Source organism: Candidatus Amarolinea aalborgensis (genome assembly GCF_900491745.1).
Lineage (GTDB): Bacteria > Chloroflexota > Anaerolineae > SSC4 > Amarolineaceae > Amarolinea > Amarolinea aalborgensis.
The window spans coordinates 634659-652831 of record NZ_UETR01000001.1 but is presented as its reverse complement, the minus strand read 5'-3'; the positions used below and the strand labels follow the sequence as shown (position 1 = coordinate 652831).

The following is an 18173-nucleotide window of genomic DNA, read 5'->3' as shown; positions in this document are numbered from 1 at the left end:
TGCGGGGCCAACCTTGCGAAGGCTCGCCCGGTAACGCGGCTGCGCCGCGAGGCGAGATTTCGGCTTGCCCGGCGATGCGCCGTGCAGCCAGCCTTCGCAAGGGGACGCCGCCTCCTCAGGCCGTTTCGATGGCCTCCAGCGCCTGCAGCCCCAACTCAGCGATGGCCATCTCGCGCATGACATTCTTGCGAATCTTCCCTGTGGCTGTGGACGGGAAATCGCTCACAAAACGGATATAGCGCGGAATCTTGTAGTTGGCAATCTGGCCGCGGCAGAAGCTGCGAATCTCGTCGACCGTGGCCGATTCACCCGCGCGCAGTTGAATCCACGCCATGACTTCCTCGCCGTATTTCAGGTCTGGCACGCCGATGACCTGCACCTGCGCAATTTTAGGATGGGTGTCCAGGAAGTCCTCAATCTCACGTGGGTAGATGTTTTCGCCGCCGCGAATGATCATGTCGCGCATGCGTCCGGTGATGTGATAGTACCCGTCACGATCTATCATCGCCAGGTCGCCGGTGTGCAGCCAGCCGTCGGCATCAACCGCATCGGCGGTCGCGTCCGGCATGGCAAAGTAGCCCGGCATCACCATCGGGCTGCGCGTCCATAATTCACCGTAGCCGCCGACCGCCACATCCTGCCGGCTCACCGGGTCAACCAGGCGGACCTCGACTCCGGGCAGTGGTTTGCCCACAGTGGTGATGCGCCGCACCGGAGGGTCGGTCACACGCGTCTGCGTCACAATCGGGCTGGCTTCGGTCAAGCCGTACGCGATGGTCAGCTCACGCACGCCCATCTCTGCCACCACCCGCCGCGTCAGCGCGATGGGGCAAGGACTGCCGGCCATGATGCCGGTGCGCAGGGAGGTCAGGTCAAACGATGGCAGGCGCGCATCGCTCAACTCGGCGATGAACATGGCCGGCACGCCGTAGATGGCCGTGCACCGTTCCTGCTCGATGGCGCGCAAGGTGTTGAACGCGTCGAAGTAATCCCCGGGCACGATCAGCGCCGCCCCCCGGACGAGACACCCCAACGTACCCATAACACAGCCAAAACAGTGAAAAAAGGGGACAGGCAGGCAGAGGCGATCATCGGGAGCGAGCGCCAGGCAGTCGGTCACCAGGATGGCATTGCTCACCAGGTTTCGATGGGTCAGCATGGCGCCCTTAGGAACTCCGGTCGTGCCGCTGGTGAATTGGATATTCATGACATCGTCGGGATGACAGGCGGCCCGGCGCGCCGCGAGGGCCTCTGGACTCACCGCCGCGCCCAACTGTTCGACATCGTCCCACGACCAAAGCCCCGGTTGTGGTTCTTGCCCCAAGGTGACGATATGGCGCAAGTGCGGTAGGGCATCCCAATCCAAGGTGCCAGGATGCTGCCTGCGCAGCTCAGGAATGAGCTCATGGAGGACGTTGAGGTACTTCGGGCTGCCCTTGACAATCAGCTCGTTGACCTGCGCATGGCGGAGGATATAGCTCAGCTCATGCAGCCGATAGTGGGGATTGATGGTGACGAGGATCGCGCCGATCTGGGCGGCGGCCAGCTGCACAATCGCCCAAGCCGCATCGTTGGGCGCCCACAGACCGACATGGTCGCCCTTGTTGACGCCAAGGGCCATCAACCCGCAGGCCGCCTGGTCGCATGCCGCGGCCAACTGGGCGTACGTCAGGCGCACACCTTGATCCAGGTGCACCAGGGCCTCCCGCTCAGCATAGCGCGCCGCCTGCGCAGTCAGCAGGTCCCCGATGGTGACATGGAAGAAATCGAGATCAGCCATGACTAACTCATTTTGCTCCGGTCCGATCGAAGTAGGGGCATGATCGGCTCTGGTCAGACACATGTGGAAAGATCGTTATTCAACGCAAAGCCGCAAGGACGCCAAGGGCGCCAAGCAAGATCAGAAAAAGCCTTTGCGTCTCGACATCTTTGCGCCCTTGCGTTAAAACTATATTTTTGCCCGGTGTCTCTTTCGTATCTTCTCAATTCTCCAGGCGTAGGCTGGCTCCTAACGCGGTCACTGCAGGCCAGTCTATCCGCTTACCCGTGAACTGTCAACTCCCCGACAGAATCGCTGCCGCGCGGTCAGATCCACCCAGCGCGGCAAACTCGGCCTGTAACGCCGCGGCCCGCTGCCGCCAAATCGAGTTGTGCAGCAGATCGTTCAACGCCGCCTTCAGTGGCGCCAGGCTGGCCTGCGCGGGCGGCAGCTGAATGCCAACGCCGGCGGCCGCGGCGCGCCGGCCTTGCAGCGCCTGGTCGCCGGCATGGGGGATGATGAGCTGCGGCAAGCCGTGACAAATGGCCGCGTGCGTGGTGCCCATGCCGCCGTGATGCACCGCCAGCGCCACGCGCGGCAGCAGCCAGGCATAGTCAACCCAATCGAGCAGCGTCACGTGGGGCAACTGGCGTTGGCGCAGGCGTTCCAGCAAGCCAGGCGCCAGGACGCTGCGCCCGCTGACGACCACGCTGTGCCCACCCAGTTCCGCCGCCGCGTGCGTGACATTGACAAAGAAGGCGATGTCATCGGTAAAGAGGCTGCCCAGCGTGACCAGGATCAACGGACGGTTAGTGGGCAGCGCTGCCTCCGCCGCGTTCGCAGCGGCGACTTCAGTCGCTCCGCCGCGTGTGTGCGCCTCGACTTTCCCGCCCACGCAAACGGTCTGCGCCAGCAAGGGCGGTCCAGCGCCGTACCAGCGCGGGCTGAAGTAGACGATATGCCGATAAGGCGACCGCGGCCAGAAACTGTTCACGTCGGGCCAGTAGCGCCCACTCACGCCGGTGGTCGTCCAGATCGCGGCCAGGCGCCGCCGGGCTTCGTGCAGAACGGCCTGGGCTGGCGTCGCCGGCTGCGGCGGCGGCGTGACCTGCGCAGGCCACCCGCAGATGACCAGCGGCGCGCCTGTTTGCTCAGCCACGATGGGCGCCGCGGTGACAAACAGCTCGCTCAGGATGACGTCAGGGCGAAACTCGGCCGCCACAGCCTGCAACGCTTCCACGCCCTGGCAAACTGCCTCCGGCTCCAGCCAGCCGGCGATGGCGCGTTGTTGACGCTGCTGCTCGCGCGCGGCCGCAGGCAAATCAGCCGGCAGGGGCGGCGGCAGCTGCCAACCGACCGTGGACGCGGCCTGAAATGGCACCCCCGCCGCCTGCACCGTGGCAGCCACGTCTGGGCCGCTGACCCACAACACCTCATGTCCGCGCGCCGTCAACGCCGCCGCGGTGCGCAGGTAGCCGCCCCAATCGAGATGTCCAGGCAAAGGGGCGGAAACACAGAGAAATCTCATGTCAGTACAAAACGCAGAGTACAAAGTGCAAAGCGCCAGGCGGCGAAACCAACCCCATCTTCAATCTCTGATCTCTGATCTCCGGTCGTCGGTCGTCAATCGTCTACTGACACATCTTCCACATGCGCAGCACTTCCGCGACGCTCCACGCTTGCCAGGGACAGCCGCGCGGGGTGAAAGGTGCATCACCGTCGGCGATCTCGCTGATGCTGCCGAGGCCGGCGTCGCTGAGGTGATGACGGAACGGTTCCAGGAAGGCGCGGGCCTGCGCCCGATTCTGGTAGACGCGCAGGTGAGCCTGCACGAAGGGGCCGATCAGCCAGGCCCAGGTCGTGCCCTGGTGATAGGCGCCGTCGCGCGTGCGGCGATCGCCCAGGTAGAGGCCGATGAACTGGGGATCGCCAGGCGCCAGCGAACGCAAACCGATTGACGTCAGCAAATGGCGGGCGCACGCGTCGAACAGGCGGCGCTGCTGGGGCGGCGACAAGGGGCTGTTGGGCAGCGAGACGGCCAGCAGTTGGTTGGGACGCAGCGCCAGGTCATCGCCGGCCGGCCCGTCCAGGACATCCGCGCAGAAGCCAAGCTCGTCATGCCAGAAGCGGGCAAAGGCGACGCGCACCTGCGCCGCGCGCTCTTCATACGCGGCAGCCGACTGGCCCAGGCGCTGCGCAAAATCGGCCATCACGCACAGCGCATGATACCAGAGCGCGTTAATCTCTACCGCCTTGCCCTGACGCGGGGTCACGACCCAGTCGCCCACTTTGGCATCCATCCAGGTCAACTGCACGCCCGGCTCGCCGGCGTAGAGCAGTCCGTCGGTTGCGTCCACGTGAATTTGAAAACGCGTGCCTTTGACATGCCAATCCACGATCTCCTGCAACACCGGGAAGAGGACACGCAAGAGGTTGAAGTCGCCAGTGGCATCCACCGTGGCGCGCACGGCTTCGAAGTACCACAGCGTGGCGTCCACCGTGTTATAGTCAGCGTCGCCCAGCGCCGCGCCCGCGTCGGGGAAGCGATTGGGCAGCATGCCTTGATGGACGTAGCGGGCAAAGGTGCGCAGCAGCGAGGCGGCCAGTTCTGGTCGGCCAGTGCTTAAGGCCAGGCCCGGCAGGGCAATCATGGTGTCACGGCCCCAGTCGGTAAACCAGGGATAGCCGGCGATGACCGTATGCCCATCGTCGCGCGCCACAATGAACTGATCCGCGGCCAGGGTGAGCTGCCGAATCCAGGCCGGTTCGGCCGCCACCTGCGCGACCGACAGCAGCTCGATCTCGCGAGTCTGCGCGGCGCTGAGCGCGGCGGCCGCGGTTGCATGCTCCACACCCACCGTGGAAGCAACCAGGGATAGGGTTTGACCGGGCTGCAGATCCACGTAAAAGCGGCCCAGCGCGGTCAGGTCTTCGCGGTCGGGTTCTTGGCGCTCGGCTTCGACGCGCCAATGGTAGTCGTGATACAGGTGGTCAATGACCTCGAAACGCAGCGCGCCCGCTTCCGGCGGCGGGCCGTCCTCCAGGCTGGCCGTCAAAAAGAACGGGGTCGCCGTGTCGAACATGGTGATCTTCATATCGAAACGGCCATCAATCGCTTCCCAGTGGCCGTTCTCCTGGGGCGTCGCGCAGATTTCCAGGTGCGGCGTCCAGGTTGGGGCCTGCATATCGCTGTGATAGTCGCGGTAGTTCGCCAGGGCGGCAATCCCCAGACGCACTGCCTGCTGGCCGCGCGCCAGGCGGTAGGTAATGTACGTGGTGTTTTGACCGTGCACCATCCAGACGCGTTTCTCCAGGATAGCATCGGCCAGGGCGTAGCGCCATACGGGCAAAGTGCCGTCCAGGTGGAACGATTCCAGGTGGCGGTAGCCGTGGGGATCCACGATGCCGCCCTGGAACTCATTGCAGGCAAGGGGATAGACAGCGCCATTCAACTCGGCCCACTCGTCCAACTTGGACAGAAGCAGCGTGCGATCGAGCGGCGGGCGCAAAGCCGCGACGAGCAGGCCATGATAGCGCCGGGTGTGCGCGCCGGCTATCGTTCCGGCCGCAAAACCGCCGATGCCGTTCGTCACCAGCCATTCACGACGCAGGGCTGCATCCAGATCGCCACAAATTGCGCGGCCAAATGAAATGGCCGCCAGCGCTTGGGTTGGCATGGAAATCTCCTCCTGGGCAAAAATCACCGCGCCCCATCGTACCACGATGTGCGCCGGATGACAATTGTTGGAGGAGAGAAGAGATTGGAGACCAAAGATTGGAGATCAGGATCGGGCTGAGTGCGCCGTCTGGCGCTCCACACTTTGCACTTTGCACTGCGCCTTGAGCGTTCAGTGTTTGTCAGTCAGAATTTCCCCCGCAGGTAGTCTCACCGTGAAGCGGCTGCCCTGGCCTGGCTGGCTTTCGACTGTAACCTGGCCGCCATGCGCAGCCGCGATGCTTTGGGCGATGGCCAAGCCCAGGCCGCTGCCGCGCACGCTGCTGTGACCGCGGTAGAAGCGCTCGAAGATGTGTGGCAGATCCTCGGCGCTGATGCCAGGGCCGCTGTCCTCAACCCAAAGGTGGACAGACTCGCCTGCCGATTCCGCCCCCAGCGTCACCCGGCCGCGCTCTGGAGTGAACTTGAGCGCATTGTCAAGCAGATTGGTCAACACCATTTCGATGCGAGCCAGATCGCACACCACGGTCAGCGGCGTTGACGGCGCGTTGACCGTCAGCGTGATCTCTTTTTCCTGCGCCTGCATGCGGAAGGGCGCCGCGGCCGCGTCGAGCAAGTCGCTCACATCGCGGCCGGCCAGGTCCAGTTTGACCAGACCTGCATCCAGCCGCGACAGGTCAAGTAGATTGGAAGTGATCCATTCCAGGCGCGCCAACTGCGTGCGGCTTTCGGCCAGGAATTCAGCTTGCGCCGGCGGATCGGACGCGGCTGGCCCTTGCAGGAGCTCATTGAAAGTCCTCAACGCGGTGATCGGCGTGCGCAGCTCGTGCGAGGCATCGGCAATGAAGCGCCGCAGCGCATCACGTTCCGCCTCCAGCGCGGCGAAGCTCGTTTGCAGCGCAACGGCCATGTGATTGAACTGCCGCGCCAGCAGGCCGATTTCATCGCGGCCCAACACGGGCGCGCGCGCGGACAAATCGCCGCTGCTCATCTGCTCCGCGGCAACGGTCAGGTTGTGCACGGGCGCAGTCAACCCGCGGCTGACGACCATGCCGACAACGGCTGCCAGCAGCGTCGCGCCGAGGGCGGCCAGACCAAAGGCCCGCCGGGTGGAAGGCAGCACATCCGCGCCAAAATCTGGCCCATTGCTCAACTCGACGTAGCCTGCCACCGCCTGCGACCCTTGGATCGGCACGCGCATGGTGCGCGACGAACGCGAGACGCTTCTCCCGCTGCTGGCGGCCGCGGGAGAAGGCGTGGTTTGCGCATCCTGTGGATCGAGAACGAAACGGCCGCCCCACTGACCTTCCATGCGCCGAAGGTAGGTCGGATCGGCGCCAGCCGGCCAGGAACCGGGGTGCGTCTGGTCGGCTGCCAGCAGGAAGAGCGCGGGCAGGCCATTGCGAAACGTGAGGATGATCGCGCCGCCGGGGCCTTCCTGCACGCTGAACTCAGGATCGTCCGAGGGCATGATCCAATAGCCGGCCGCCGCCTGGCTGCTGTTGTTCGAGTCGGCCAGCACCTGACCCTGCGTGTCCAGGATGCGCACTTGCACATCGCTCCAGAAGGCAGACGTGCGCGCCAGGTCGCTCAACTCATGGTCACGCACTTGCGGCCAAACATAAGGCGCGGCGCGGCGCGCCACCACGCTGGCATTGGCCGCCAGGTAGGCCTCTTCCTGCTGGCTGGCGTAACGCTGCACCAGCGTCAGCGCCAACAGCCCGACAACCCCAATGGTCAGCAGGGTCAGGAAGACGTAGCTAACGACCAGGCGCCAACGGATGGAATGCTGTATGTTGGCGATTTGCTGCGAAAGCGCTTTGAATGTCGCCTGTGGCCGATGGGCGAAGATGCGTTGAATCCCAAGTCTTGCATTGCGCACGGTGCGCCTTGCCCTTCCATTCGTGTGCGTGAGGGCCAGGCGTTGAGCCTGGCCCTTTGAATCTGCGTTCCGACCTACAAGCTCGTCCCCGGCGTGCCTGGCGATGGAGCTGGCATCGCGGGCGAAGGAATGTTCGGGCCGAACGGCAGGCCAGGAAAGTCAAACGGAAAATCCTGATTGCCTGAGCCGTCACGGCGTTCAATGAGTGCGGCCCGCACGCCCAGGTAAGCCTTGCCGGCCTGGTTGGGGTTTTCGCCCAAGGTGGCTGTCAGTTTCAGATCGTCCTTTTCACCGGTGCGCGCGACAGTCAGCGTGACTTTGTCGCCCGGCTTGAAGTTCGCCAGCGCCTGCGGCAGCGTCAGGGTCGCGCTTATTTCCTGCTCGTTGACCGCCTTGATCACGTCGCCGGGCTGCAGGCCAGCCTGCGCGGCCGGACTATCGGCAACCACATTCACCACCAGCGCGCCCTGCTGCACGCCATCGGGGAGCATGTTTGGCGCCAAAGAGCCGCCATCACCGTTGGGATGGCCAAAGAACGGCATCTGCGGCTGTCCATCGGTCGGCGCATGGAAGCGCTGACCAGCGACGCGCACGCCCAGGTAACCGGTCCCGGCCTTCTGCGGGTTTTCGCCCAGCGTCGCTTCCAGGGTCACGGTCTCGCTGCTGGCGGCCCGCTGCACCTCCAGACTCACCTTGTCGCCTGGCTTGTGCGCGCCAATCAGATCGCTCAGGCTGTGATCCGCGTCAAGCGCCTGGCCGTCCACGCTGATGATCTGGTCGCCGCTCTGCAGACCGGCCTTCTGCGCGGCGCTGTCCTTTTCCACCTCGACCACGAAAACGCCGTTGGTAGTCGCTGGCATGGTCGCCTGACCGTCCGCGCAAGGCACAATGCCCAGGTAAGGCTGCTGGTTGCGCTCGCCCAGGGTAACGGTCAGCGTGCGCTCGGCGTCGCCTCGCTGAATGGTCAGGGTCAATGAATCGCCGGTCTTGAGAGCCTTCAGACTCGCGGTCAGCTCAGAGGGTTGATTGACTGCCTGGTCGCCCACCTTCATGATGATGTCGCCGCGGCGCAGGCCAGCCTGGGCGGCCGGGCTATCGGCCACGACGTGCGCGACCAGGATACCTTCCTCAACAGCCGGCGTAGATGCCGCGGCTGCGGAAGCCGTCCGCGTCACGCCGCCGCGGCCGGTCAACGCCTGCACCAGGTTACTTGCTGTTTCACGCACCTGCGCGATGGGAGCCAGCGAGCGGCCGCTGACAGCTCGATACAACAGGCCGCCGCCCACAACCGCCCCAACGCCCAGCAAAAGAACGAGAGCGGCTGCGATGGCGCTCACGGTAATCACACGTTTCGTTGTCATGCTACAAATCCCTCCACGTTCAAGATCACAACATGCATCAACACACTTTCCCATTGTAGCGGACGACTTTTTGTGCTTGATTGCCAGGAGGTTAAGATTTCGCAACGTGGCGGGACGAGGCTCCCGGCGCCAGGTCGGCGGCAGCCAGATTTTGCTCGACCTGGGCCGGCGTTTTGGCGCCGGGGATGACGGTGCTGACAGCCGGCTGTTCGAGCGCGAAGCGGATCGCCGCCTGCGCCAGGGTAACGCCTGGCCGTGCGATCGCCGCGGCCAGGGCCTGCGCGGCGTGGATGCGGCTTGCGACGGTGTCGGCCGGCCAGGTCGCACGTAAGTCGCCCGGCGCAAAGGACGCACCCGCCTGGTATTTGCCGGTCAGGAAGCCATTCGCCAGCGGTTCACGGGCAATGATCGCCACCTGCGCGGCCTGGGCCATTGGAAACAACTGCGCCGCGGCCGCTTGATCGAGCAGGTTGTACACGACCTGGATCGCATCTGGCTTACCGGTGGCCACCGCGACAATGCCTTCCACCGGTTGATGAATGGACACGCCGTAGTAGCGGATTTTGCCGGCCTGTTTCAGCTCATCCAGCGCCTGCCACACCTCGCCCTGCTCGAGCAACGCCAGGCCCGGATTGTGCAACTGGTAGAGGTCAATGACCTCCGTGCCCAGCCGGCGCAGGCTTTGCTCACAAGCAAAGCGCAGGTAGGCGGGGCTGAAGTTGACGCTGTGCGTCACCGGCAGCACGGCGTCCGCGGCAAAATCGCGCAAAGAGCGCCCCAGGTAGGCGGCCAGGCGCGGCGCCAGGGCCGAGTCAATGTCGCGGTTATAGAAATTGGCGCCGACCTTGGTGGCGATGACGACCTGGTCGCGCGCGTGCAGCGCGCGCAACGTCGAGCCGAGCAGTTGCTCGCTGTGACCATGACCATAGACATCGGCGGTGTCAAAAAAAGTACAGCCCAACTCCAGGGCGCGGCGGATCGCCGCGCCGGACACGGCGTCATCGGTTGGGCCATAGGAATTGCCATATGCGGCGCCGCCAATCGCCCAGCCGCCAAATCCAATCGCCGACACGCGCAGCCCCGTGCGCCCTAGCTGCCGGTATTCCATATCAACCTGGTGCAAAACCGCCGTTCACAGCCGCCTCACCATACCAGCGGCCGCTCTGCTTGATGATGCGCTCCTGGGTTTCGTAGTTGACCCAAGTGATGCCGAAGCGCTGCGCATAGCCGTGCGCCCACTCGAAGTTGTCCAACAGCGACCAGGTAAAGTAGCCGGCCAGGGGAACGCCAATCTGAATGGCGCGCCACGCTGCGGCCAAATGTTGGCGCAGGTAGATGATGCGCCGGCTATCGTGCACGCGGCCATCGGGGCCTGGCCCGTCGGCGTAACTGGCGCCATTTTCGGTGATGTAGAGCTTGGGCGTCTGGTAGTCAAAAGCGAGCCGAGCTAAGGTCTTGAACAGGCCGTCGGGGTAGATCTCCCAGCCCATCTCCGTCCAGTGATCGAGATCACGCGGCCCGGGGACGACGGTCGGCGGCAGGTTGTCAGCCTCAGCCATGCGCCGGCTGCGCAGAATGGTGCGATAGTAGTAGTTGACGCCCAAGAAGTCGGTGGGCGCGGCAATCGTCGCCATGTCGCCCGGCTGCACGTAGGACAGCACGCCATGCGGGAAAGCGCCGTCCGCATTCAGATCGGCCACGATGTCGGCTGGGTAGCCGCGACCGTACAACGGGTCCAAGAACCAACGTGTCCATGGCCCATCCTCGCGGCGCTCCGCATCCAGGTCGGCGGCGCTGCGCGAGGCAGCCGCAAACCAATTGATGTTCAGCGTGATGCCCACCTCGGACGCAGGGCTGTTCTGACGCAGGATGGGCGCCGCCCAGCCGTGCGATAACAGCAAGTGGTGGCTGACGGCGGCCGCCGCAGCCAGGTCTTGGATGCCTGGCGCGTGCTCACCGCTGAGATGACCGTTCCAGGTCGCCACGGCCGGCTCGTTGTGCGTAATCCACAGCTTGACGCGGTCGCCCAGGCAGCGGCTGACGGCGTCGGCATATTCCACAAAGGCTGCGGCCGTGTCCCGGTTGGCCCAGCCGCCGTCGTCTTGCAGCGCCTGCGGCAAGTCCCAATGGTAAAGCGTGACGCCGGGCGCGATGCCGGCGGCCAGCAGGCCATCCACCAGGCGGCTGTAGAAGTCAAGTCCGGCCTGGTTGACTGGTCCACGCCCATGGGGGAGAATGCGCGTCCAGGCGATGGAAAAACGGTAGGCGTTCAAGCCCAGGGTTTGCATGAGGCGGATGTCATCCGGCCAGCGGTGATAGTGATCGCATGCTACATCGCCGGTGTCGCCGTTGCGTGTTTTGCCCGGTGTGTGTGAAAAGCGATCCCAAATAGACTCGCCCTTGCCGTCAGCCTGCCAGGCGCCTTCGATCTGATAGGCCGCAGTGGCCGCGCCCCACAGAAAATCGTCAGGAAACGTCAGCATAGGTTCCATAGTCATTCTGATTCCTTCATACTTGACACACCCGCGCCAGGCCAGGCCGGGATGTGCGGCGCGGGCAGCCCCAGCGCACGCGCAATCTCCGCGCCGTGCAGACGCTCGTGATACGCCATCACCTTGAACACGCCCGCGACCGTGGTGCGGAACCCGGCCGGGTGCATGCCCTCGACAGCCATCTGTTCATCGGTCAAGGAGTCTAGCAATTCCAGGGTGTGCTGGCGCGAGGCAGTCAGGCCGGCGATCATGTCCGCCAGGGTGCGGGCCTGCGCTTTCTTGACCTGGCGTTCGTTCCACACGTCCAGGCTGAAATCGGCCGGCAGCTCGACGCCTTCCAGAAAACGCTGGATCGTGGCTTGCAGTCCGCGCTCGGACAGGGTGACATGCGCGGCGATGTCGTGCACGGTCCATGCGGGGTTTTCGGTAGATTTCACCTCCGTGTCGGGCGTGATCTTGCCCAACACGTCCAATAACTCTTGCCGGGCCTCATCCAGCCTGGCCCGAATCCGCGAGCGATCGTTGTTGCTCATCGTCGTCTCTCTCCCATACTGGCTACGCCAACAGCGCGTAGCCGCCATCAATCGTAATGACCTGGCCGACAATCATCGCCGCGTCTTCGGAGCACAGGAAGGCGGCCAGGCGCGCCACCTCATCCGGACGTACAAAACGACCGGCCGGGGTGCGACGCAGGCCCTCGACCAGGATTTGATCTTTGCTGGGGAAAAAATCGAGCGCCTCGGTTTCCACAACGCCGGGGCTGATGGCGTTGCAGACGATGCCGGCTGGCGCCAGCTCCACGGCCAGGTAACGCACCGCGGCTTCGATCGCGGCCTTCGAGATGCCGACCATGGCGTATTCAGGCAGTACGCGCGTGGCGCCGATGCTGGTGATGCCAATGATACGCCCCCAGCCTTTGGCCTGCATGAACGGCGCCACCGCCCGTGCGCCAAAGAGCAGCGAGCGCGCGTTGATGTTCATCGTCCAATCCCACGTGCGCGCGTCCTGCTCCACGGCCGGCCGCAGCACGCCGCTGGCGGCATTGGCGATGAAAATGTCCACGCCGCCAAACGCGCTGACCGTTTCTTGCACCAGGGTCTGCAGCCCATCTACGCGACCCACGTGCGCCTTGACCACGATGGCGCGTCCCCCGGCCGCCGTGATTGCGGCGGCGGTCTCCTCAGCCGGGGCGCGCCGGCGAAAGAAGTTGACGGCCACCTGCGCGCCTCGCTGCGCCAGTTCCAGGGCAATTGCGCGGCCAATGCCGCGACCGCTGCCGGTGACGATGGCGGTCTTGCCGGCCAGGGCTTCGCTAACGGCCATCGGCGTCAGCGCCCCACCAATGCACGGAAGAAAAAGACCAGGTTCGCCGGCCGTTCAGCCAGGCGGCGCATGAAATAGCCGTACCAGGCGGTGCCGTACGGCACGTAGACGCGCATCTTGTAGCCTTCTGCGACCAGGGCCAGTTGCAGATCGCGCCGGATGCCATAGAGCATCTGAAACTCGAAGCGATCCCGGCCGATGCCGTGGTGATGGGCGTATGACTTGGCGTAGTTGATGATCTGATCGTCATGCGAGGCCACGGCCAGGTGTAGATCGGCGGTATGCGCCGGGCTGGCGTCCAGCATCTGCTTGATGAGCGCAGTCATGTTCTGGTCCACCTGGGGCTTCGTGGGAAACGCCACGGTCGGCGGCTCGTCATACGCGCCTTTGCACAGACGCAGGTCCGCCACGCCTTCATCAATCAGCGCGGCTACGTCTTGTTGGCTGCGATAGAGGTAAGCCTGGATGACCACGCCCACGCACGGATGCAGGTTGCGCAGGCGGCGGTAGAGGTCAAGTGTGCGACTGGTGACGGCGGAGTCTTCCATATCAATGCGCACAAAGCTGCCGATCTGCGCGGCTTTGTCCACAATCCGGCGCACATTGGTGAAGCAAAAATCATCGCCGACATGCAGCCCCATCGCCGTCAGCTTGACAGAGACCCCGGCCGCGAGGCGGTTGGCCTGAATGGCGTCGAGCAGGCGCAGGTATTCATCGGCATTGTTGCGGGCCTCCGTTTCGCTGGAGACATATTCGCCCAGGTAATCCACCGTCGCGGTGATTCCCTGGCTGTTGAGCTGGCGAATGGCTTCGACAGCCTCCTGGCGTTTTTCGCCAGCCACAAAACGTCGCGCCGCCTTGCGCGACAGCGGAAAAGCCACAATCAACCCCTGGGCCTGTTTGCTGTGCGACAGGGCCAGGAGAACCGTACGCATCACACCCATAGATGTCCATCCCCCTTTGGATTGACCAACTCACATAGAAGAATAATTCAGCAGCCTGCGGTTTCGGGTTGTCTCACACAATAATGCGCCCAAATAAGCGCGCCGTCAAGAATCTATATCAGGTTGCGCGGCGGATTGCCAGGCGACCTGCGGGAAGAGGCGCCGATCTGCCTGCCTGGCCAGGTCCAGCTCGGCTGCGTCCGGCTGCGCAGCGCTGAGGGCCATCAGATGCTGGTGCAGGCCGTGCGCCTGGCGGCGAAACGCGGCCAGGTCAACCCCCATGCACACCGGCGGCAGCCAGTCCAGGCGATTGAGGCCGCGGCGCAGGAGTTTGATCGCGCCGGCCCACTTACCCTGCTCGATTTGGTGCAGCGCCACGCCAACCTGCAAGATGCCCTGGTACAGATCGCGCACAGGACGCGGTTCCTCACGCCACGCGCCTTCCAGCAGCTCATGCTGTTCCCAATAATGCCCTGCGTTGAAGGCCTCGAAGCCTTCTACGGCCAAGGCAGACGGCGGCGCGTCCCAGCCCTCGACATACTGCGGCGGCTTCTCCAGGCACCGCTTGACCAGCGCGGGCAGCTGCTCCATGAAATGCGACTTGGCCCAGGCGTGATCGCAGCCGGCCTGGCGTGCGGCGCGCAGCGCGTCTGTGTCCACATGACTGCCGAAGGCCACAATCGGAATGAGGCGCGTGTGCGGTAAATTCTTGGCTCGACGCACCACGCCTTGCCAGTCGTCCGGCGCGCGCAGGTCAATCAACACCAGCGCCGGCCAGCGCTCGAGCGCCTCCCACAGCGCCGGGGCCGAATCCACCAGGTCGGGCAGGCCGCCCAGGGCGCGGATCACATCGGCCACGCGCACGCTGAAGAACAAATCTGGGATGTACGCGGCGACCCGACGCGGCGCCGCAGCGGGTGCGGAAGCATCAACCTGATTCGGCAGGGCGTCGGCGGCTGTGCTCATCCGCGGCCGCCATCCTGCCGCGCGGCGATGCGGTAGCCGCAGAAGGTTTCCCCGCGCAAAATGTGGTGCTGGCGCTCCACCATCGCGTCGGGCAGCAAGGCCTGAATGAACTCGATCTCAGAGCCGCATGCCTGCTGAAAGCGCCGCGCCACGTTGTGGACGGCGCAGTTGAACTCACGCAGCAGGAAGGTTCCCGCGTCCACCTGTTCCCATTCGGTCAGATAGCCGTCTTCATCCAGAATCGCGGCCAGCTCAGCCACGCGGCCAGCCAGGGTAGACTTGGTTTGCAGGCGGAGCTGCGCCTGCTGAATGCGGCGCTGCGCCCGGCGCTGAAAAATAACCTCTAGATGCTCGGTCCCGTCGAGCATCTCGATATAGCCCAGCAGTTCATTGGTTAGCTGGCTGTACGTTTTGGGGAAGAGATCATTGGCCTGCTCGCTGAGCCGATAGACATTGCTCGGCCGGCCCATGCCCCGCTGCACAGTCTCGTAACGCACCAGGCCATCGCGTTCGAGCAGGTTGAGCTGACGCCGCACACCCATGGGCGTCATCGCCAGCATCTCAGCCAGGTCATTCGCCGTCATTTGGCCTTGCTTCTTCAGCGCCACCAGGATTGTATGGCGGGTAGATTGTTCGTTCTCAACGGTCTTCAAGACCGATGGCTCTCGCGCATTCATGGGGCCATTCCTTCATTGCGATAGGGTATGCGATGGCGTCATGCACGCCGGTGCAACCGGCGGCTGGCGACGATTATAGCACGCGGCCATGTCGTTGTAAACTTAACAAAAGTGTAATCCAGCGTATAATAGCAGGCCTATCCGACACGTTCGCACGAGGTACAACGATGAAACGACAGTCTCTCGATCCACGCGCAGCTTCCCTCACCGCGGTCATGATTGCCGTCGTCTATATTCTGACGCGCCTGGTCCAAATTCCTATCGGCGCCCAGGGGTTTGTTCACCTCGGCGACGCCGCAATCTACTTCGCGGCGTTTGCTTTTGGCCCTTGGGTCGCGCTCGTAGCGGGCGGCCTGGGGACGGCCTTGGTAGACGCCACCACGGGCTATGCGCAGTGGGCTGTCTTCTCCCTGCTGATTCACGGCGGCCAGGGCTTCGTGGCCGGCCTGATCACCCAGCGCGTCGCGGGACTGCGCGGCCAAGTCATGGCCGTCATCAGCGGCGGTTTGATCATCATCGCAGGTTATTTCCTGGCCGGCATCGTGCTCACCGGCGTGGGACAGGCCATTACCGGCGTCCTGCCCAATGTGCTGCAGGCGCTGAGCGGCGGCGTGGTGGGCATTCCCCTGTTCAGCGCGGTGCTGCGCGCCTATCCGCCGCTGGCGCAGTGGCGCGCCGCCGGGCGCTGGTCCGAGTAAGATGAATTTCCTGGCCGATCTCCGACCGGGGCTGCTATGAATGAAGCCCACGAGGTGCGCATCACCGGCTTGCGCTACGCCTATCCCGGCCTCAGCGGCTGGGCGCTCGATGCGATTGACCTGGAAATCCAGGCCGGTGAGTGGCTGGCCCTGCTCGGCGCCAACGCCAGCGGCAAGACCACCCTCTGCCGCGCGCTCGTGAGCCTGGCGCCGCACCTGACCGGCGGACGCTTTCAGGGGCAGGTGTTGATCGGCGGCAAAGATACCCGCCAGCACCCGCCTTCGGACCTGGTGGGGGTCGTGGGCTTGACCTTTCAGAACCCCGAAAGCCAGCTCTTCAATCCCAGCGTCGAAACCGAAATCGTATGGGGGCTGGAGGCGCTGGGGCTGCCGCGCGCCATCATCGCCGAACGCCTCGCTTGGGCTTTGCACACCTTCGACCTGGTTGGTCTGCGTGCGCAGTCGCCTGAGCGCCTCTCCGGCGGCCAGCAGCGACGCCTGGCCCTGGCAGCCGTCCTGGCGATGCAGCCATCGCTGCTGGTGCTCGATGCTCCGCTCGGCGGTCTCGATCCGCAGGGCCGCCGTGAGGTGTTGACCACGCTGCAGCTGCTGCGGGAACAACGCCATATCACGGTCGTAGTGGCCGAGGCTGATGACCCCGCCGTCACCTGGTTCGCCGACCGCGTGGCGACGCTGCACCGGGGACGGCTGGTGTCTGTCCGCCCGGCGTCCAACGCCCGCGAGGCGCTGGCTGGCGCTGATCGGCCAGCGACGTCGGCCATGCCAGCGCACGAAGCTCACACACAGCCCCCCATTGCGCCCGGGCCGCTGCGTGCCGCGGCCGCGGCGATTACCCTGGAGCATCTCAGCTTCGCCTATGATCCAGGCCAACCGGTGCTGCGCGACCTCGACCTGACCATCGCGGCCGGCGAGTTCGTGGCCCTGGTGGGCGCCAACGGGTCTGGGAAGACCACCCTGGCCAAACATCTGATCGGCCTGCTGCGCCCATCGCGTGGCCGCCTGCTGATCCAGGGTCAAGACAGCGCGCGGCAGAGCGTGGGCGCGTTGGCGCGACAGGTCGGCTTTCTGTTTCAGAACCCGGAGCGCCAAATTTTCAGCGCGACGGTGACGGACGAGATCGCCTTTGGCCCGCGCAACCTGGGGTTACCGGCGGATGTGATCGGCCGGCGGGTTGCGCAGGCGCTTGCGCGCTTCGATCTGACCGAACTGGCAGCGCAGCCGCCGGCCGTGCTCAGCTTTACGCAGCGCCGGCGCGTCACCCTGGCGGCCGTGGCCGCGCTGGAGACCGCCATCCTGGTGCTGGACGAACCGACGGTTGGCCTGGATGCAGAGGCCCGTGCGGGCCTGCTCGCCTGGCTACACGAATGCCATGCGCAGGGGGTCACGCTGGTGTTGGTGACGCACGACCTGGCGCTGGTGGCCGGTCATGCGCAGCGCGTGCTGGTACTGCAGGACGGCCGGCTCGCAGCCGAAGGGCCGCCGGACGTTGTCCTCAGAGAGCACGCCCTGCTCGCTCAGGCTGGTCTCGCGGCCGTCGCGGGGCAACCCGATGCGCTTTGATCTGTATGTGCCGGGAGATTCATGGCTGCACCGGCTCGATCCGCGCAGCAAGCTGCTGCTCGTGGGCGTGCTGCTCGGGATGGCGCTGCTGCTCAAACACCTGGCGCTGCTGGCCGGCCTGCTCCTGCTGACGCACCTGCTGCTGCTCGGGGCCGGGGTGCCGTGGACAGCGTTGCGCTGGCTGTGGGCGCGCATGGCGCCGCTCACGCTGTTCATCCTGCTGCTGCAGCCGATCTTCGCCAGCGGCGGCGGCGCTGTGCTGCTGCGCCTGGGGCCGCTCGTCATCACCAGCAGCGGCGTGCTGGATGGGATCAGCTTTGCGCTGCGCGCGAATGTCATGGCCTTTGCCGCGTCGCTCCTGCTTTTCGTCACCGAGGCGCAGACGCTTGTGCGCGGACTGGTGCGGCTGGGGCTGCCGTTCGAGTATGGGCTGACCTTCAGCCTGGCCCTGCGTTACCTGCCCACCATCTACGGCCTGTGGGTCAGCATTGTCGAAGCGCAGCAAGCCCGCGGCTGGACGCCAGAGCGCCAGGGTTTGCTGGCGCGCCTGTCGGCTTACCGACCGGTGTTGGTGGCGGTCATCATTGCCGCGCTGCGCTTGAGCAACGATATGGGCCTGGCGCTGGCGGCACGCGGCTTCGGCGCGCCGACCCCGCGCAGCGTTTGGCGCGACATTCACTTCACCTCGATGGATGCGGCCATCAGCGTGCTCGTCAGCGTGCTCTTTGGGCTGTTTCTGGCCGGCCGTTTGCTGCTCGGCTGGGGTGCAGCGACGTGGTAGGTTAGAGATCGGAGATGGGAGAATGACGGAGGA

General features: G+C 64.8%; 15 protein-coding genes. 3 read left to right on the top strand and 12 right to left on the bottom strand.

Annotation, left to right across the window (positions count from 1 at the left end):
- Window positions 1-115: 115 nt before the first annotated feature.
- The 12 genes from ACPQ6D_RS02765 to ACPQ6D_RS02710 all read right to left on the bottom strand — a co-directional run bounded on the left by ACPQ6D_RS02765 (window position 116) and on the right by ACPQ6D_RS02710 (window position 15080).
- Window positions 116-1780, bottom strand: coding sequence for an AMP-binding protein (locus tag ACPQ6D_RS02765; protein ID WP_423222749.1), 1665 nt, complete (start codon window positions 1778-1780; stop codon window positions 116-118).
- Window positions 1781-2054: 274 nt separating this feature from the next.
- Window positions 2055-3287, bottom strand: coding sequence for a glycosyltransferase (locus ACPQ6D_RS02760; RefSeq protein WP_423222748.1), 1233 nt, complete (start codon window positions 3285-3287; stop codon window positions 2055-2057).
- Window positions 3288-3390: 103 nt separating this feature from the next.
- A complete protein-coding gene (locus ACPQ6D_RS02755; RefSeq protein WP_423222747.1) occupies window positions 3391-5436 on the bottom strand; it encodes an amylo-alpha-1,6-glucosidase in 2046 nt (681 codons plus the stop codon).
- Between the two features lie 171 nt (window positions 5437-5607).
- Window positions 5608-7317, bottom strand: a complete 1710-nt coding sequence (locus ACPQ6D_RS02750) for a sensor histidine kinase (RefSeq protein ID WP_423222746.1) — start codon at window positions 7315-7317, stop codon at window positions 5608-5610.
- A 74-nt stretch (window positions 7318-7391) separates the two neighbouring features.
- Window positions 7392-8678, bottom strand: a complete 1287-nt coding sequence (locus ACPQ6D_RS02745; RefSeq protein WP_423222745.1) for a PDZ domain-containing protein — start codon at window positions 8676-8678, stop codon at window positions 7392-7394.
- A gap of 91 nt (window positions 8679-8769) precedes the next feature.
- Window positions 8770-9801: an aldo/keto reductase gene (locus ACPQ6D_RS02740; RefSeq protein WP_423222744.1), complete on the bottom strand. Its 1032-nt coding sequence runs from the start codon at window positions 9799-9801 to the stop codon at window positions 8770-8772.
- On the bottom strand, window positions 9788-11161 hold the full coding sequence (locus tag ACPQ6D_RS02735; protein WP_423222767.1) for a GH1 family beta-glucosidase: 1374 nt from the start codon (window positions 11159-11161) through the stop codon (window positions 9788-9790). Before ACPQ6D_RS02735 ends, ACPQ6D_RS02740 begins: the two co-directional genes overlap by 14 nt.
- 11 nt (window positions 11162-11172) lie before the next feature.
- The gene (locus ACPQ6D_RS02730; RefSeq protein ID WP_423222743.1) at window positions 11173-11703 is read right to left on the bottom strand and encodes a DinB family protein; all 531 of its coding nucleotides are present in this window, start codon (window positions 11701-11703) and stop codon (window positions 11173-11175) included.
- Window positions 11704-11725: 22 nt separating this feature from the next.
- Window positions 11726-12493 carry an SDR family oxidoreductase gene (locus ACPQ6D_RS02725; RefSeq protein ID WP_423222742.1) on the bottom strand — a complete coding sequence of 256 codons (768 nt, stop codon included), beginning with the start codon at window positions 12491-12493 and terminating at the stop codon, window positions 11726-11728.
- Window positions 12494-12498: 5 nt separating this feature from the next.
- Window positions 12499-13437, bottom strand: a complete 939-nt coding sequence (locus tag ACPQ6D_RS02720; RefSeq protein WP_423222741.1) for a proline dehydrogenase family protein — start codon at window positions 13435-13437, stop codon at window positions 12499-12501.
- 105 nt (window positions 13438-13542) lie between these two features.
- A complete protein-coding gene (locus ACPQ6D_RS02715; protein ID WP_423222740.1) occupies window positions 13543-14403 on the bottom strand; it encodes a DUF309 domain-containing protein in 861 nt (286 codons plus the stop codon).
- A complete protein-coding gene (locus tag ACPQ6D_RS02710; protein WP_423222739.1) occupies window positions 14400-15080 on the bottom strand; it encodes a helix-turn-helix transcriptional regulator in 681 nt (226 codons plus the stop codon). The genes ACPQ6D_RS02715 and ACPQ6D_RS02710 overlap by 4 nt, the downstream gene beginning before the upstream one ends.
- Window positions 15081-15247: 167 nt before the next feature.
- Between ACPQ6D_RS02710 and ACPQ6D_RS02705 the strand changes: the two genes are divergently transcribed.
- The 3 genes from ACPQ6D_RS02705 to ACPQ6D_RS02695 are packed head-to-tail and all read left to right on the top strand — an operon-like array spanning window position 15248 to window position 18140.
- Window positions 15248-15778, top strand: coding sequence for an ECF transporter S component (locus ACPQ6D_RS02705; RefSeq protein ID WP_423222738.1), 531 nt, complete (start codon window positions 15248-15250; stop codon window positions 15776-15778).
- Window positions 15779-15814: 36 nt separating this feature from the next.
- Window positions 15815-17359, top strand: coding sequence for an ABC transporter ATP-binding protein (locus ACPQ6D_RS02700; RefSeq protein ID WP_423222737.1), 1545 nt, complete (start codon window positions 15815-15817; stop codon window positions 17357-17359).
- A complete protein-coding gene (locus ACPQ6D_RS02695; protein ID WP_423222736.1) occupies window positions 17349-18140 on the top strand; it encodes an energy-coupling factor transporter transmembrane component T family protein in 792 nt (263 codons plus the stop codon). Before ACPQ6D_RS02700 ends, ACPQ6D_RS02695 begins: the two co-directional genes overlap by 11 nt.
- Window positions 18141-18173: the final 33 nt, after the last annotated feature.

Coding starts and splice junctions, on each gene's coding strand:
- ACPQ6D_RS02745 (WP_423222745.1), bottom strand. CDS start 8,678: ATGACAACGAAACGTGTGATTACCGTGAGCGCCATCGCAGCCGCTCTC.
- ACPQ6D_RS02720 (WP_423222741.1), bottom strand. CDS start 13,437: ATGGGTGTGATGCGTACGGTTCTCCTGGCCCTGTCGCACAGCAAACAG.
- ACPQ6D_RS02760 (WP_423222748.1), bottom strand. CDS start 3,287: ATGAGATTTCTCTGTGTTTCCGCCCCTTTGCCTGGACATCTCGATTGG.
- ACPQ6D_RS02735 (WP_423222767.1), bottom strand. CDS start 11,161: ATGCTGACGTTTCCTGACGATTTTCTGTGGGGCGCGGCCACTGCGGCC.
- ACPQ6D_RS02755 (WP_423222747.1), bottom strand. CDS start 5,436: ATGCCAACCCAAGCGCTGGCGGCCATTTCATTTGGCCGCGCAATTTGT.
- ACPQ6D_RS02715 (WP_423222740.1), bottom strand. CDS start 14,403: ATGAGCACAGCCGCCGACGCCCTGCCGAATCAGGTTGATGCTTCCGCA.
- ACPQ6D_RS02765 (WP_423222749.1), bottom strand. CDS start 1,780: ATGGCTGATCTCGATTTCTTCCATGTCACCATCGGGGACCTGCTGACT.
- ACPQ6D_RS02700 (WP_423222737.1), top strand. CDS start 15,815: ATGAATGAAGCCCACGAGGTGCGCATCACCGGCTTGCGCTACGCCTAT.
- ACPQ6D_RS02695 (WP_423222736.1), top strand. CDS start 17,349: ATGCGCTTTGATCTGTATGTGCCGGGAGATTCATGGCTGCACCGGCTC.
- ACPQ6D_RS02725 (WP_423222742.1), bottom strand. CDS start 12,493: ATGGCCGTTAGCGAAGCCCTGGCCGGCAAGACCGCCATCGTCACCGGC.
- ACPQ6D_RS02710 (WP_423222739.1), bottom strand. CDS start 15,080: ATGAATGCGCGAGAGCCATCGGTCTTGAAGACCGTTGAGAACGAACAA.
- ACPQ6D_RS02705 (WP_423222738.1), top strand. CDS start 15,248: ATGAAACGACAGTCTCTCGATCCACGCGCAGCTTCCCTCACCGCGGTC.
- ACPQ6D_RS02730 (WP_423222743.1), bottom strand. CDS start 11,703: ATGAGCAACAACGATCGCTCGCGGATTCGGGCCAGGCTGGATGAGGCC.